This window comes from Rufibacter sp. JT20002, from assembly GCF_056491185.1.
Window position 1 is genome coordinate 681682 of sequence record NZ_JBSZJY010000002.1, and the last position, 15659, is coordinate 697340.

The 15659-nt window shown below is 48.2% G+C and carries 14 protein-coding genes; 8 read left to right on the plus strand and 6 right to left on the minus strand.

Annotated elements, in window-relative coordinates; all coding sequences use genetic code 11:
- Positions 1-6: 6 nt before the first annotated feature.
- Complete coding sequence (locus tag ACW9SV_RS12340; RefSeq protein ID WP_479557072.1) at positions 7-1485, minus strand: nicotinate phosphoribosyltransferase; 1479 nt, start codon at positions 1483-1485, stop codon at positions 7-9.
- A 355-nt stretch (positions 1486-1840) separates the two neighbouring features.
- Between ACW9SV_RS12340 and ACW9SV_RS12345 the strand changes: the two genes are divergently transcribed.
- The 5 genes from ACW9SV_RS12345 (at position 1841) to ACW9SV_RS12365 (ending at position 6249) form a co-directional block, all read left to right on the plus strand.
- Complete coding sequence (locus tag ACW9SV_RS12345) at positions 1841-2167, plus strand: hypothetical protein (protein ID WP_479557073.1); 327 nt, start codon at positions 1841-1843, stop codon at positions 2165-2167.
- Between the two features lie 182 nt (positions 2168-2349).
- The gene (locus ACW9SV_RS12350; RefSeq protein ID WP_479557074.1) at positions 2350-2712 is read left to right on the plus strand and encodes a cupin domain-containing protein; all 363 of its coding nucleotides are present in this window, start codon (positions 2350-2352) and stop codon (positions 2710-2712) included.
- A 60-nt stretch (positions 2713-2772) separates the two neighbouring features.
- Positions 2773-3636 (plus strand): LysR substrate-binding domain-containing protein, encoded by an 864-nt coding sequence (locus tag ACW9SV_RS12355; protein ID WP_479557075.1) that lies wholly within the window; start codon positions 2773-2775, stop codon positions 3634-3636.
- A 76-nt stretch (positions 3637-3712) separates the two neighbouring features.
- Entirely contained in the window at positions 3713-4915 is a 1203-nt protein-coding gene (locus ACW9SV_RS12360) for a threonine synthase (protein WP_479557076.1), read from the plus strand.
- A 134-nt stretch (positions 4916-5049) separates the two neighbouring features.
- Complete coding sequence (locus ACW9SV_RS12365; protein ID WP_479557077.1) at positions 5050-6249, plus strand: dipeptidase; 1200 nt, start codon at positions 5050-5052, stop codon at positions 6247-6249.
- Positions 6250-6310: 61 nt separating this feature from the next.
- Here ACW9SV_RS12365 and ACW9SV_RS12370 read toward each other — a convergent pair whose 3' ends face one another.
- From ACW9SV_RS12370 to ACW9SV_RS12380, 3 genes are all read right to left on the minus strand, one after another.
- Positions 6311-7132 (minus strand): aminotransferase class IV, encoded by an 822-nt coding sequence (locus ACW9SV_RS12370; RefSeq protein WP_479557078.1) that lies wholly within the window; start codon positions 7130-7132, stop codon positions 6311-6313.
- A 46-nt stretch (positions 7133-7178) separates the two neighbouring features.
- Positions 7179-8291 (minus strand): DNA-processing protein DprA, encoded by a 1113-nt coding sequence (dprA, locus tag ACW9SV_RS12375; protein ID WP_479557079.1) that lies wholly within the window; start codon positions 8289-8291, stop codon positions 7179-7181.
- Between the two features lie 88 nt (positions 8292-8379).
- Positions 8380-8718: a MerR family transcriptional regulator gene (locus ACW9SV_RS12380; RefSeq protein ID WP_186640576.1), complete on the minus strand. Its 339-nt coding sequence runs from the start codon at positions 8716-8718 to the stop codon at positions 8380-8382.
- Positions 8719-8984: 266 nt separating this feature from the next.
- Here ACW9SV_RS12380 and alaS point away from each other — a divergent pair, with 266 nt between their 5' ends.
- The 3 genes from alaS to ACW9SV_RS12395 all read left to right on the plus strand — a co-directional run bounded on the left by alaS (position 8985) and on the right by ACW9SV_RS12395 (position 14353).
- On the plus strand, positions 8985-11606 hold the full coding sequence (gene alaS, locus ACW9SV_RS12385; RefSeq protein WP_479557080.1) for an alanine--tRNA ligase: 2622 nt from the start codon (positions 8985-8987) through the stop codon (positions 11604-11606).
- Positions 11607-11752: 146 nt separating this feature from the next.
- Positions 11753-13210 (plus strand): Asp-tRNA(Asn)/Glu-tRNA(Gln) amidotransferase subunit GatB, encoded by a 1458-nt coding sequence (gatB, locus tag ACW9SV_RS12390; RefSeq protein ID WP_479557081.1) that lies wholly within the window; start codon positions 11753-11755, stop codon positions 13208-13210.
- A gap of 18 nt (positions 13211-13228) precedes the next feature.
- Positions 13229-14353: a redoxin family protein gene (locus ACW9SV_RS12395; protein ID WP_479557082.1), complete on the plus strand. Its 1125-nt coding sequence runs from the start codon at positions 13229-13231 to the stop codon at positions 14351-14353.
- 76 nt (positions 14354-14429) lie between these two features.
- Here the strand turns inward: ACW9SV_RS12395 and ACW9SV_RS12400 are convergent, their stop codons facing one another.
- Positions 14430-15053: a hypothetical protein gene (locus ACW9SV_RS12400; protein WP_479557083.1), complete on the minus strand. Its 624-nt coding sequence runs from the start codon at positions 15051-15053 to the stop codon at positions 14430-14432.
- 29 nt (positions 15054-15082) lie between these two features.
- Positions 15083-15604 (minus strand): acyl-CoA thioesterase, encoded by a 522-nt coding sequence (locus tag ACW9SV_RS12405; RefSeq protein WP_479557084.1) that lies wholly within the window; start codon positions 15602-15604, stop codon positions 15083-15085.
- Positions 15605-15659: the final 55 nt, after the last annotated feature.

Consider the following 15659-nt stretch of genomic DNA (forward strand, 5'->3'; position numbering starts at 1 on the left):
AAATCCCTACACTTTGCTTTGCTCTGTTTTCCGGAGTTCAATGATCAGGTTCATTTTCATCTCGTGCAACTGTTCTTCCAGGCCTACTTTGTAAATGTGGGGATTTAGAAAACGGCGGTAGGTCTCGTGCAGGAGACTGATTTGTTTTTTGGTCCGCTGTTGGATATCTATCAAAGAAGGAGAGGTGTACACCTGTTTTCCGCTCAGGAAGACAGGTACCAAAAGGTCTTCGTGGTCGCATTCTGAGGAGAAGCTCTTACGCTGAGTAGGATCGTTGGGGTGCACCATGGTGGCCGAGGCGTAAATCTGCAAGGGCTCTGAATAAATCATGTCCCCTACCATCACGTTGCCTTTGTAAAACCGCCGAACCTGCAGAATGCCTGGGGTAGAGACTTTGATAAGCTGTTCGGAGAGCTTGAGTTTATACTCCCACTCACCGTCTGCCTGCCGAAGGGCGGCTAATTTATAGACTCCCCCCAAAGCGGGTTGGTCATAAGCCGTGACTAGTTTCGTGCCGATGCCCCAAGTATCAATGCGGGCTCCCTGCAACTTAAGGCTTTGAATCAGGTTTTCATCCAGGTCGTTGCTGGCCAGAATAGAAACGTTCTGGAACCCTGCCTCGTCTAGCATCTTTCTTCCTTCAATGCTCAGGTAAGCCAAGTCACCGGAATCCAAACGTATTCCCCTTAACTCACTTCCTTGATCGCGCAGGCGTTGAGCAACCTCAATGGCTTTTTTAATTCCTTCCAGCGTGTTGTAAGTATCCACCAGGAATACAGAGTCATCTGGGAATACATCGGCATAGGCCGAAAAAGCTTCCTGTTCCTCGTCAAAGGACATTACCCAACTATGGGCATGTGTTCCTTTTACCGGGATGTTGAATAACTGGCCCGCCAGCATATTGGAGGTGGCACCCACCCCCCCGATGAAAGCAGCCCGGGCCGCCGAAAGAGCCCCGTCGGGTCCTTGCGCCCGGCGCATGCCAAACTCCAGTACCTGATCCCCTTGGGCGGCATCCACCACGCGGGCCGCTTTAGTGGCAATCAAGGTTTGAAAGTTCAGGATGGTAAGTAGGGGTGTCTCCAGTAATTGGCACTGCAAGATAGGGCCTTTGATACGCAGCAGAGGTTCATTGGGGAACACAATAGTGCCTTCAGGCACCGCGTCTACTTCGCAACTGAATTCCAATTGAGCCAGGTGCTCCAGGAAACCTTCTTCAAAAAGGCGTTGGCCTTTGCTTCCTTTGAGGCTCCTCAAATAAGCGAGGTCTTCTTCGGTAACCTTGAAATTGACTAAAAGGTCCAGCACATCGGCTAACCCGGCGCAAACGGTATAACCACCCTGGAAAGGGTTTTTTCGGAAATAAAGGTGAAAGACTGCTTCCTGCTCTGCCATTCCTTTCTTCCAATAGCCTTGGGCCATGGTAAGTTGATACATATCGGTGAGCAAGGCGAGCGAAAGTTGGTAGCGTTGGCTAATATTCATATACTTCAATTTGGGGCCTAAAGTAATGCACTACGATACACGGACAATAGTTCTCCCATTTACCCTTAATTTTTTCAAGGCAAAAGAACAAAATAAGCCGGTAAATGTGTGTATTAACCTTAAACAAGCTTTCTGACGATCTTTTTTAAATTAAAGAAAGGAGTTTGATAAAGATATTCTAAGTTGAAAGAACCGTAAACCCTGGTCGGTTAGCTTAAAAATTTGTTAAAAATATTGTATTTAATAAAGCTTTTATTGTAACAATGGTAATTATGGATCGTATAATGAACTAAGCATTGTTATATAGAATGCGATTACACAATGAATTGCAATAGGGAACTAAAAACAGGAAATCATGAAAAAAGACCAGTTATCTACCCTCATTGCCATTGGTTTCTTCGCTGGCACGTTTGTTATAGCGTTTTCCTCCAATGACAGCGACATTGCCGCTATGCGGGTATTAGCCTACCTCGCTATCGGCTGCTTTCTCTCCATCCTTGCTATTTTCTGGGACAAGCTCTTTGACACCGACCAGGAGCCTGAGCACTCTAAAATTGACAAGGTGTTGTATGACGCAGAGAAATTCTCTGATGAATATGGCGACGTGTACGTTTTGGCCGATAAGTTGAAAAAACAACGCAAAATCACAAATGGCCAAAAGTTTAATGGAACAACTGCCTAAGTCTACTTCTTTCACATGTAAACCCAAAGGTGTATGATGTAAACTCTACAAACTTCTACAGGAAAGCCTCTCATTGTTTGAGAGGCTTTCCTGTTTTTAGGGCTTTTTGCGGAAAAGGCCTAAAAGCATCATTTAAATCAAGGTTCATCTAGTATCTTCACCTAAGAGCATCCCTAAAACCCATGCAGAAAGTTAACCTTCTTGAAAAGCTGTCGCTGTTCTCTGACCACTGGAACCCCAGGATTGTAGGTGAATTGAACGGACAACACGTAAAACTTGCCAAACTGAAAGGAGAGTTTGTCTGGCACCACCACGAGCACGAAGATGAATTGTTTTTGGTGGTACAAGGCCAGTTTAAAATGGAGTTCAGAGATAAAACCATAGAGTTGAAGGAAGGGGAGTTTCTGATTGTACCCAAAGGAGTGGAGCACCGGCCCGTGGCCGAGGAAGAAGTAAGTGTCCTGCTGTTTGAGCCTGCTTCTACGCTTAACACCGGCAACCGGGAAGAAAGTGAGCGTACCCGCTTAACCCTGGAGCGGTTGTAAGTACCTTGTTAATCTTTTACCTTACCTGTGATCTCGCACAAACACGTTGTTTTTTTTGAAGTGGCTAGGCAACTCAGTTTTACCAAGGCCAGCCAGATTCTGTACATCAGCCAGTCAGCCATTAGTAAACAGATAAAGGCGCTGGAAGACTACTACAAAACGGGCCTCTTTGAACGGCATGGCAATACTATCAGCCTTACCCCGGCGGGTCAACTCCTTTTCCAAAAACTGGAAGCCGTGCAGCAAATCCAGAACGACTTGCACCATGAACTGCCTTCATTGAGCCAGAACTTTCAACCGCAGATTACTTTAGTGCTGGGCGCCAGCACCACCATTTCGCTGTACATCTTGCCTCCGGTTCTTTCTGCCTATCTTACGCAATACCCTCAGGTGGAGCTCAGCCTACGGAACCGCAACAGTGAGAACATTCTGAAGGCCTTGCTGGACCACGACATTGACTTAGGCATTATTGAAGGCATCAACAAAGTAAGCCAGGTAACTTACACTCCCTTTCTCACCGATGAAGTAATCGCGGTCTGTTCCCATCGGAATCCTTTAAAAAAGCATGAGCTGGAAGTGAAAGATTTGTACCAGATACCATTGGCGCTTCGGGAGGCCGGGTCCGGTACTCTGGCTGTTCTGGAGGAAGCGTTGGTTCAGAAAGGAATCAAACTCTCACAGCTTCCCGTTCGGGTGCGGCTGGGCGGAACCGAGGCTTTGAAGAATTTTGTGCGCGTAGACACCTGTTTAGCTTTTCTTCCTCGCCAAGCCGTGGTAAAGGAACTTGAGTCTGGGGAGTTGGTGGAGGTAAAAATAAAAGACCTGGAGGTGAAACGGACCTTTAACTTTATCCAACGGAAAGGCACTGAGAACAACGCTCCTTACAAAAACTTTATTCAGTTTATGAAACGCCAGTATTCCTAAACGGAATAGACTATGCCTAATAGCTATTTGTTTAGGTCATAGTAGTTGCCCTAATTGCCTAGGTAATTTCTTATCTATGGCAGCAACAACAGAAACCACACTTAGCAATATAACTACCCTTACCTGCTCAAAATGCGGCACAAAGCATGACTTTGACGTTTTGCAACGTGTGTCCACCTGTTGCAGCATGCCTCTTTTAGCGCAGTATGAGGTTTCTGGCACCTTTTTGAAAGAAGACCTCCTAAACAGGCCGGCCACCATGTGGCGCTATCAAGAAATGCTGCCGGTATTAGAGGAGAAAAACCGGGTATCTTTGGGTGAGGGATTTACCCCACTTTTGGAGCTTAAAAACTTGGGAAGTACCTACGGTTTAGAGGACCTGCTCTTGAAAGACGAGGGCCAAAATCCCACGGGATCATTTAAGGCCCGAGGCTTGAGCATGGCTATCTCTAAAGCACTGGAAATTGGAACCGAAGGCTGCATAATTCCCACCGCCGGTAACGCCGGGGTAGCCATGGCCGCCTATTGCGCTAAAGCCAACCTTCCGGCCATTGTGGTGATGCCGCGGCACACGCCAAAAGCCTTTAAAGAAGAGTGTTACTGGTACGGGTCCGAAATCCATCTGGTGGATGGACTCATACATGACTGCGCCGCCGAGGTAAGAAAAATAAACCAGGATAACCGTTTGCTGGATGTTTCCACGCTAAAAGAACCTTACCGGCTAGAGGGTAAAAAGACTATGGGTTACGAAATCGCGGAGCAACTGCAGTGGCAGTTACCCGATGTTATCTTGTACCCAGCCGGCGGAGGAACTGGCCTAATAGGCATTTGGAAAGCCTTTCAGGAAATGATTGCCTTGGGTTGGCTTAAGAAAAACGTTCGGTTGCCGCGCATGGTGGCGGTTCAGGCCCAGAACTGCCGTCCTTTGGTAGATACCTACGAAGGTATCCATGCCAACTCTCAAAATTACAACGGACTTCCCACCATTGCGAATGGTTTAGCGGTACCCCGCCCTATAGGCGAGCCTTTGATGCTTCAGGTTTTGGAGCAATCTGGTGGCACAGCTATTTCCATCACCGAGGAAGATATGATTGAAGGAGTTCGGGAACTGGGAAGAAAAGAAGGCCTTTTTGTCGCCCCCGAAGGGGCTGCCGTATGGATGGCCGCCCGGAGATTACTAAAACAAGGTTGGCTGAACCCCCAGGAGAAAGTGTTGCTGCTTAATACCGGGTCCGGGCAGAAGTACATGGATAACATAGAAGGCAGATACAAAGGCTGATTCACGGCCAAAGCGGCGGCGCAGCTCTCCAACTATTTAGTTCATGAATTTAAGGCAAACGCCGCTAAGTTGGCTTTCTGCCTGTTTTTGCTTAAAATGGGAACGAAAACCAGCCTTCAATCTCTGCTGCTCCCATGAAAGTTTCTTCCACTTTGCTTGCGCTCTCCGCGTTAGGATTCCTTTTCTCCTGTAACAGTTCGTACCAAGCCCTCCACGAGAAAGCCATTTTAGTAGATACCCACAATGATGTCTTGTCCCAAGTAGTCATGGAGGGGCAATCCATGGAGCAGGATTTAACCGGAAAAGCGCATACAGATTTAGCCCGCATGAAGAAAGGCGGCTTGGATGTGCAGGTGTTTGCGGTCTTCTGTGATGAGACTTACGGTCCCGGACAGGCTTTCAATTTCGCAAACCAGCAGATTGACACCTTAGAAGCCATTGTCAAGCGGAACCCAGACCAACTACAACTGGTGTATTCCCCCGCCCAGATGCGAGAAGCCATCAAAGGAAAGAAGATTGCCTCCTTGACGGGAGTAGAGGGAGGGCACATGATTGAAGACAAACTGGACAACCTCAATCACCTCTATAACCGAGGAGTGAGGTACCTGACCTTAACCTGGAACAACAGTACTTCCTGGGCCTCTTCCGCTGCGGATGAAACAAAAGGCACCGGCTATGTGGGTAACAAAGGCCTGAATGACTTTGGTAAGCAGGTAGTGCGCCGTATGAACGATTTAGGCATGCTGGTAGACTTATCACATGTGGGGGAGCAGACCTTCTGGGATGTCATGGCCACTTCTACCAAACCAGTATTGGTTTCCCATAGTTGTGCTGCTAAACTTTGCCCGCATCCCCGCAACTTAAATGATGAGCAGATCAAGGCTATCGGTAAAAACGGCGGGGTCATCCATCTTAATTTCTTTTCTGAGTTCCTGGATAGTTCCTACTCTAAACGAATAAAAACTTTCATAGGCAAGCATGAAGCTGATATAAAGGAGCTGCGGGAGAAAGGGTTAGATGGAATGGCCTTGAAAGCGGCTCTGTACCAAAAGTTTCCAGAGGAGTCAAAGGATATTGAACCACCTATTTCTATTCTACTAGATCATATAGACCATGTGGTAAAACTTGCCGGCATAGACCATGTCGGCTTAGGTTCTGATTATGATGGCATCGGTTCTGCCCCAAAAGGTTTAGATGATGTGAGCACTTATCCGTTGATCACCAAAGCTTTATTGCAACGAGGTTACAAGAAAAAAGAAATTGAAAAAATCTTAGGTGGTAATTTCATTAGGGTTTGGGAGGCAAACACCTCCTCGGCGGTAGCCAATAAGTAAGTAGTTTCATTATCCGTTTTAAACCGGGATTTAGAAAAAGAGGTAAAAAGGAGAAGCTTGATTAAGCGTGGAATATTTCTCTTTGAATTTCTTGGATACGGGAGGGTTGACTACTTACTTTTTGGTTTTCTATTTCAGTAATCACCCGTAAACCAGTTACATTCCCGGCAAAAACTACGGTAGCACCGGCAAGGTCACTTGGGGAAAATAAACCCTCTTGTACCTGTAAGCCTTTGCTTCTTGCCCATTGAAGAAGCTTTCGGCGCATGATTCCGTTAAGACAGCCCGTCTGTAAAGCTGGAGTAAACAGAACCTCGTCCTTGATCCAGAAAAGGTTGGAAAACGTTAACTCTGCCAGGTTGTTGAAAGGGTCAAGTAGAAGAAGGTCATCCATTTTTCGGGCCTCTTTTTCGCGGCTGGCCAGAACGTACACCGGTGAATTAACACCTTTGAAAGAAGAGAAAACCGAGGGAATGGTCTTCACGCTTTGGCAAATTCCCACTTTGATTGGAGCAGTTGAAGGGCTTTGTGCCGGTTGCGCTGAAACAAGCCAATCAACCTGATCTGTTTGGGGTGTATACAACCCAGCACCCGCACGCCAGACCTTCAGTTTAATGCGGGCCAAAGCTCTACAATGGTTCAGGTCGGCTAGTTGCAAAACCAAGTCTGGAAAAGAACCAGTTAAGAGTTCTTCAGGTAATTGAAACCCTAAAATAGAGGTTGCTTCAGCTATGCGTTCTTTGTGTTCTGGCCAAAACCGCAAAGCGCCTTCCTCTAGTATGATCGTTTCAAAGAAACCATCATTGTATTGGAACCCCCGATTTGAAAGGGGAAGATGTAGTTTCTCTTCTGGAATAATTTGGCCGTTATAAAGTAGGAACACTTAATTATAAGTTTAAGGGCTTTTTGCCTGGTTTGCTGAAAAGAGCTTAAATCAAGGCAAATTGTTTACCAGGCAAGCTCTTGATTCGGCTACTGAACTCCAGAGTAAGCAGCACCGTGGAGAGTTGATTCATGGAGAGTTGGGTATGCCTACTCAGCACATCAATATGCAACGGCCCTGCTTCCTTCAATGACTTCAACACTTTCCGCTCTTCTTCTGAAAACCCGAGGTAATCTTCGGCAGGACTGCTTTGTACTTTAGCCGGTGACAAGGCTTTGTCCCAGTTCAACAGTTCCTCTAAGTCTTTGGGTTGGGTATAGGGCACCGCCTTTAAGGTCTTGATGAGGTGGTTGCAGCCTTGTGAGGTAGGAGAGGTGATAGGGCCAGGTACTGCCATTACTTCCCGGTCATAGCTGTGGGCAATATCCGCAGAAATAAGAGAGCCACCTTTTGCGGTGGATTCTACCACAATGGTGCAGTCTGCCATACCGGCAATAATGCGGTTTCTGGCCGGAAAACGTGGTGCGTCAGGAGCCGTCCCAAAGGGGAACTCGGTTAACAAGCCTCCCTGCTCCAACATCTTGTTGGCTTCCGTTCTGTGAACACTTGGGTACACCAAGTCAATGCCGGTACCCATTACACCCACGGTGTGGAGGCCCACCTTTAAAGCCGCCCGGTGCGCGGCGATATCGATGCCGTACGCCAGTCCGCTAACGACCAGCACTTCGTGTTTCACCAAAGCCTGAATTAGCTGCTCGGTCACGGCTCTCCCGTAATCAGTGCAAACCCGAGTGCCCACAATACTGACCACCTTAGTGGCGTTCAAGTCCGCGTTTCCTTTGTAATACAGCAGGAGTGGGGCATCGGGTAGGTTCTTTAGCCGGTTAGGAAACTCAGGTGAATTGTAGAACAGGATTTTAACTTGTTCTTTCTCGGCCCGCTTCAGAATGTTTTCGGCTTCTTTCAGAGCCGCAGATCGGTTGGAGTGAATCTTATCCGCAAGGATAGTGCCCACCCCCGCTACCTTGACCAATCGCTCCTTGGAAGAGGAAAAGACCGCCTCCGCCGATCCGCAGTAACTTAGGAGCGCGCGCGAAGTTACCCCGGCAACTCCGGGAATAAGCGGCAGGGCTACTTGGTACAGGAGATCGTGCGACACGGGGTGTTGATTCTGAGTTCTGCGTCTTGCTTATACGGCTCTTTTTAAACTTGTTATGCCTAGTAACTGCAAGATTAGAACCCCTCTTTTAAGGCAATTGTGACTTGATGCTGATCAAGAATTCCTTTACCTTCTCCAGGCTCTGGATCATCTCAAACTTCTCCCTGGCTTGCACGCCGCGGGTCTTCAGCATTTCGCGGGCGCCTTGGATGGTGTAGCCGCGTTCCTTTACCAGGTGGTATACAAAGCGCAGGTTTTCAATATCTTTTGGAGAAAAAAGCCGGTTTCCCTTTTTGTTTTTCTTGGGTTTGAGAATGTCAAATTCTGTTTCCCAAAAGCGTATCAGAGAGGGGGCCACCTCAAACATGGCTGCCACTTCCCCAATGCTGTAATACTGCTTTTCTATATCTCGTTCTTTGTAAGGCACTTTTTTGCTAGTTCTGAGTCTTGAGTTCTGAGTTCTGAGTCTGGAAAATTCTTGAACCGACTCAGGACTCAAGACTCAGAACTCAGAACTCTTTTTAAGCTTGTTTTCTGAAAAACAGAGCGAAAACCCACCCGTTACCACCGCAATATGCTAAAAAAGCTTACTTTTGCAGACGGCGTGGTGCGTGCTGGAACGGCAAAAATTCGCTTTTTCTTTCGCATTTACAAGCCCTTGCGCCTAAGTTTAGAAAGCAATTATTTAGATACATGACCTCCGCTGAGATACGTCAGAAGTTCCTCGATTTCTTCGCCTCTAAAGGCCACCAGATTGTGCCGTCTGCCCCTATTGTGGTAAAAGACGATCCTACGCTTATGTTCATCAACTCAGGAATGGCGCCTTTTAAGGACTATTTCCTGGGCAACAAGCCCGCGCCTTTTGCCCGGGTAGCCGATACGCAGAAGTGTTTGCGGGTTTCTGGAAAGCACAACGACCTGGAGGAAGTAGGCTATGACACCTACCACCACACCATGTTTGAGATGCTGGGAAACTGGTCTTTTGGCGATTATTTCAAGAAAGAGGCACTGGAATGGTCTTGGGAACTCCTCACCGAAGTTTACAAACTGCCTAAAGACAGGTTGTATGTTTCCGTTTTCCAAGGTGATGCATCTGAAAACCTTCCCATGGACCAGGACGCGTTCAATATCTGGAAGACGATGATCTCGGAAGACCGGATCTTGATGGGAAACAAGAAGGATAACTTCTGGGAAATGGGCGACACAGGTCCGTGCGGGCCTTGCTCCGAGATTCACGTGGACCTGCGTTCTGACGAGGAAGTAGCCAAAATCCCTGGTAAAGACTTGGTGAACAATGACCACCCGCAAGTGGTGGAAATCTGGAACAACGTATTCATGGAGTTCAACCGATTAGCCGATAGCTCTTTGGTGAAACTCCCTGCGCAACACGTAGATACGGGTATGGGCTTCGAGCGTTTGTGCATGGCCATCCAGGGCAAACAATCGAACTACGATACTGATGTTTTCCAGCCACTCATCCAGTTCATTGCCAAAGAAGCAGGTGTGACGTATGGCGAGAACGAGAAAACCGACATTGCTATTCGGGTTATCGCTGACCACATTCGGGCGATTTCCTTTACCATTGCCGATGGTCAATTACCTTCTAACAACAAGGCAGGTTATGTGATTCGTCGTATTCTGCGCCGTGCAGTGCGTTACTCGTTTACGTACCTGAACTTCAAAAAGCCTTTCCTGAACACCATAGTTCCGGTTTTGGCTGACCAGCTGGCCACCGTGTTCCCAGAACTGAAAGCGCAGCAAGCCTTTGTACAGCGCGTGATTGAGGAAGAAGAAAATGCCTTCCTGCGCACGTTGGAGAACGGTTTAAAGCGGTTGGATTCGCTACAAGAGAACATCAAAGAAAACGGCAATACCATTGACGGGAAAACCGCCTTTGAATTATATGACACGTTCGGCTTCCCGCTAGACCTTACGGCCTTGATTGCCAAAGAAAACGGCTTCACTATTGATGAGGCTGGCTTCACCGCAGAAATGGAACAGCAGAAAAACCGTTCCCGTAACGCGGCGCAAACCGAGCAAGGCGACTGGGTGGTGCTGCAACCTGACGTTGAAACGGAATGGGTAGCGTATGACGCCGAACAGGTAGAAGCCCGTGTGGTGCGTTACCGTCAGGTGACGGCCAAAAACAAAAAGGAATTTCATGTGGTACTGGACCGCACGCCTTTTTACGCCGAGAGCGGTGGACAGGTAGGCGATACCGGTGTTTTGGAATCTGCCTCGGGCAAGGTGAAAGTGTTGGACACCAAAAAGGAAAACGATCTTATCCTGCACATCACCTCTGAGTTGCCAAAAGATCTGGAGGCTCCTGTTACCGCTAAAATAGACAGCAAACGTCGGGCGTTGATTCAGAAGAACCACTCGGCTACGCACTTATTACATGCAGCCTTGAAGCAGGTGTTGGGTGATCACGTAAACCAAAAGGGCTCTTTGGTAAGCGATAAGTTGCTGCGTTTTGACTTCTCCCACTTTACTAAAGTGACAGAAGAGCAGCTGCGCGAAGTAGAGCAGATTGTGAACGAGCGTATCCGGGAGTCTATAGAGAAAGACGAGCGCCGCAACGTGCCTATAGAAGAGGCGAAGGCTTTTGGTGCCACGGCTTTGTTCGGTGAAAAGTACGGCGACTTCGTGCGCGTGATTACTTTTAACAAAGACTACTCCATAGAGCTTTGCGGTGGTACCCACGTAGGTAACACCGGTAACATCGGCTTTTTCAAAATAGTAAGCGAAAGCTCAGTAGCCGCCGGGGTTCGCCGGATTGAAGCCGTAACTGCAGATGTGGCAGAGCAATTTGTGGATGAGCAGATCACCCAGTTTGAGGAAGTAAAACAAGCGTTAGGGGTTCAGAAAGACTTCGGCAAGGCCATTGAAAAACTTCAGGACGAAAACGCCAACCTGCGCAAGCAACTAGAAGCATTTGAGTTAAAGCAGGTGACAGCCCAAAAAGAGAAGCTTGCCTCTCAGGTGCGCCAACTTGATGGGGTTAACTTCCTGGCCGCCCGCGTGGAAGTGAGCTCCGCTGATTACCTGAAAAAACTAGCCTTCGATCTGCGGAACGTGGTAGACAACCTGGTGCTAGTCTTGGCCGCCGATGTGGAAGGCAAGCCACAGTTAGCAGTAATGCTTTCTGATGAAGTGGTTTCCGGTAAAGGTTTAAACGCCGTACAGATGGTGAAAGAACTGGCCAAAGAGATTAAAGGCGGCGGTGGCGGACAGCCGTTCTATGCTACGGCCGGAGGTAAGGAAGTAGCCGGCTTAGAAGCAGCTCTTTCAAAGGCTGAATCGCTATTGTCGTAAACATCTTCTGTTCAAGGCTTGTTTAACCCAAAGCAGGCCTTAAACAAAGAAAGAATTAGATGCACTACCGCTTATAAGTGGTATTCAAGAAAATAGACCTAAAACAGAAATCGTGTTACGTGCTGCGTAATACGTGCTACTAAAAAATGAACGAAGAAATCCGTTCCCAATACCAAGCAATTATCGGTCTGGAGGTACACGCCCAATTGTTAACCGAAAGCAAAGCGTATTCCTCAGACTCCACTGAGTACGGCATGCTGCCGAATACCAATTTAAGTGTGATTACCTTGGGGCATCCGGGTACGTTGCCGCGCGTGAACAAGAAAGTGGTGGAGATGGCCATGAAAATGGGATTAGCTACCGATTGCCAGATCACGCGCAACAACTACTACGCCCGTAAAAACTACTTCTACCCAGACCTTCCAAAGGGCTACCAGATCACCCAAGACAAGACGCCTATCTGTACCAAAGGCCACCTGGACATCAAAACCAAGGAAGGAGGCGAAAAACGCATCGGCATCACCCGTATCCACATGGAAGAGGATGCTGGTAAATCCATGCACTTGGCTGGGGAGACTGAGACGTTGGTGGATTTGAACCGTGCCGGAACCCCCTTGATTGAAATTGTTTCTGAGCCAGACATCCGGGACTCTGAGGAAGCCTATGCCTACCTGACCCAGATTAAAAAGCTTGTGCAGTACCTGGAAATCTGCGATGGGAACATGGAAGAAGGTTCGCTGCGTTGTGATGCCAACATTTCGGTCATGAAGAAAGGGGCAGACAAGTGGGGCACCAAGGTGGAGGTGAAGAACATGAACTCCTTCCGGAATGTACAGCGCGCCATTGAGCACGAGATTGACCGCCAGATTGAAATTCTGGAGAATGGCGGCACCATTGATTCCGAAACCCGGAACTTTGATGCCAACACCGGGGCTACTACGGGTATGCGCTCCAAGGAAACCATGAACGACTACCGTTACTTCCCCGAGCCAGATCTTCCGCCGGTTATTATTTCAGAGGAGTGGTTGCAAGCCGTGCAGGAAAGCATGCCTGCCTTGCCACAAGCCTTGTACAACCGCTTTACTCAAGAGTACGGCCTATCTGATTATGATGCAGGGGTGCTAACCGATGACAAAGACATCGCTTTGTACTTCGATGCTATCTGCAAGCACACCAAAAACTACAAAGCTGCTGCCAACTGGATGAGTGGTCCCGTTAAATCTTACCTGAACGAACTCACCTTGCCGGTAGGCGCCTTCCCCTTGAAGCCGGAGCAAATTGCCGGGCTGATTGAGCTGGTGGACAGCAACAAGGTAAGCCACAGTGTAGCTGCAAAACAGATTTTCCCGTATTTGCTTGAAAACCCAACAAAAACGGCGCAAAAAGTAGCCACTGAGCAGAACCTGGTACAGGAGTCAGATGCAGGTGCGCTGCAAGGCATTATCGATCAGGTGCTGGCGGCAAATCCGCAGAAGGTGGCCGAGTACAAAGCCGGAAAAGCTTCCTTGCTAGGCATGTTCATGGGTGAGCTCATGAAGCAAACCAAAGGCAAAGCCGATCCTAAATTAGCCAATAAGTTGTTGAAAGAGAGTTTGGATAGATAAGCTCATTTCTATAAAAAGATGAAGAAGCAAATACTACTGGCCGCCTCCGCCGTTTTGGTGCTGGGTGCCTGCCAAAAGAAAGGAGTTGCCACCGCGGACACCGATAAAAGCTATCGTATTTCGGGCAAAATCACGAACATGACCACTGGTAAAGTCTTTTTGGACGAGCTGGGCGAGCAAGCGTTTGTGCCTTATGACACCGCCACCATCAACAAAGACGGAACCTTTGTGATGGAAGGCACCGTGGCAGAACCCGCCATCTACAAACTGGGATTTGAAAACCAGGAAGGCATCATGCTGGTGGTAGACAACCAAACCATTGAGGTGACCGCCGATTCAGGAAAGGTGGCGCAAACCTACACCGTGACGGGTTCCAAAGATTCTGAACTAATCAAGCAGCTGAACACCATTATGCAAGGCATGCAGCAAAACGCCACCGCCTTAAACCAGCAGTTCCAGGAGGCAGCCAATGCCGGGAACCAAACTGAGGTGAAAAGACTACAAGAACAATTCATGGCTTTGCAGCAGGAAAACCAGAATCAGCTGAAGGCCTTTGTGAAAGCTAACCCTTCTTCTGTGGTTTCTGTATACACAGCGGGCAATATCCTTAACCTGGATGAGCACTACACCTTTGTAGACAGCATGGCCACGGCTTTCAAGGCCTCCTTGCCGAACTCAAAATACACCAAGTCACTGGAGGAGCGTCTTTCCAAGATGCGCAGCACCGCTCTAGGCAGCGCCGCGCCAGACATCAAACTTCCTACTCCGGCCGGACCTGAGGTGGCCTTGTCTTCCCTTAAAGGCAAGTACGTGCTTATCGATTTCTGGGCAAGCTGGTGTGGCCCATGCCGTCAGGAAAACCCGAATGTGGTGCGCATGTACAACAAGTACAAAGACAAAGGTTTCGAGATTTTCGGGGTGAGCCTGGACCAGGACAGAACCAAATGGTTGAATGCCATTGAAAAAGATAAGCTTACCTGGCCCCACGTTTCTGACCTGAAAGGATGGGAAAGCTCAGCTGCCGCTCTTTATGGTATCACTGCTATCCCCCAGACTGTGCTCCTGGATAAAGAAGGAAAGATCATTGCTAAGAACCTGAGAGGGGCTGCTTTAGAGCAGAAACTTGCCTCGCTTTTACCTTAGTTTTCTTAAACTACCCCAATAACAGAAAAGGCTGCCCAAATCTTTGGGCAGCCTTTTCTGTTATTGGGGTAGTAAATTAATTCTGTTGCAGGAAAATTTTCTGCAGCACATCCCACAGCTTCTTCTTCAGTTCCACGCTTTTCTCAATGTCTTCCAGCGAGTCTACCAAGACAAAGCGTGATTCTGCAAATTTGTACATCCGGTAAAACTCCATCCGGTTTAGGTTGGCAACAGGTAATCCCTGGCCAAACAGAATGATGTGCTTTGCTTTATTCTGGGCAGCAATCTGTTTCACGTCATGCACCAAGCGGGGAGACATATTCCCGAACTTGATTTGGTTCGTGGTTAACCCCACAGCTGCCATTACCTTTTGCAGGAAAACGTGCTGCGGCAATTGCCCGAATACCTGATCAGAAACCTCAAAAAGCAGATAGGTACCTTTCACCGCTTCTCCTAACCAATGAATATCTTCTGGTTGGTCGGGCACAGTTGCTGGTTGGACTTCCTCCACGACAGGGGCAACGGGAGCCTTAGATTCAACTATTGGAAGAGTCGGAGTTACTCGTGCAGACGTGGGTGCAGCCGCTGCGGCTTCTGAGAAGGTAATGGCTTCTTCGCTGCCCGGCTCAGGAATGACATAAAGCGTATCCTGCCCGTACAGCTGCTGAAGAAACAAAAGGTCGTTGGCGGAAGAAGACATAAGAAATGCTTAAAAGGTGAGGCTCTAAATTAATCTTCTAAGTCAAAAATGGCCTTCAGTTCGTTCGCGTCGTTAGGTTTCATTCTACCAGCCAGAATCAGGCGCAGTTGACGGCGTCGGAGGGCCCCTTCAAAAAGCTTCACTTCTTCTTCGGTTTCTGGAACCGCCTCGGGCACATCAATGGGGTTGCCCGATTGGTCAACGGCCACAAAGGTGAAAAACGCTTCGTTAGACTTCACCTTGGTTCCGGAAGGGATGTCTTCAGACCATACCACAATGTTCACTTCCATAGAAGAGCTGAAAGAGCGGGTCACCTGGGCCTCAAGGGTAACCACATTGCCTAGCTTAATGCCTTCTTTGAAAGAAACATTGTCTACGGAAGCAGTAACTACAATGCGGTTAGAGTGTTTTTGGGCCGCAATCGCTGAGACAATGTCCATCCAGTGCATCATTCTGCCGCCCATGAGGTTGTTTAGGGTATTGGTATCATTGGGCAGAACGAGTTCTGTCATCCGCACATAGGAATCTTTTACAGATTTTTGCTTACGCATAAAAAAGAAGTGTATTGAAAGGGTAAAGATACAGCGGAAAGCCTAATGCTAGGTT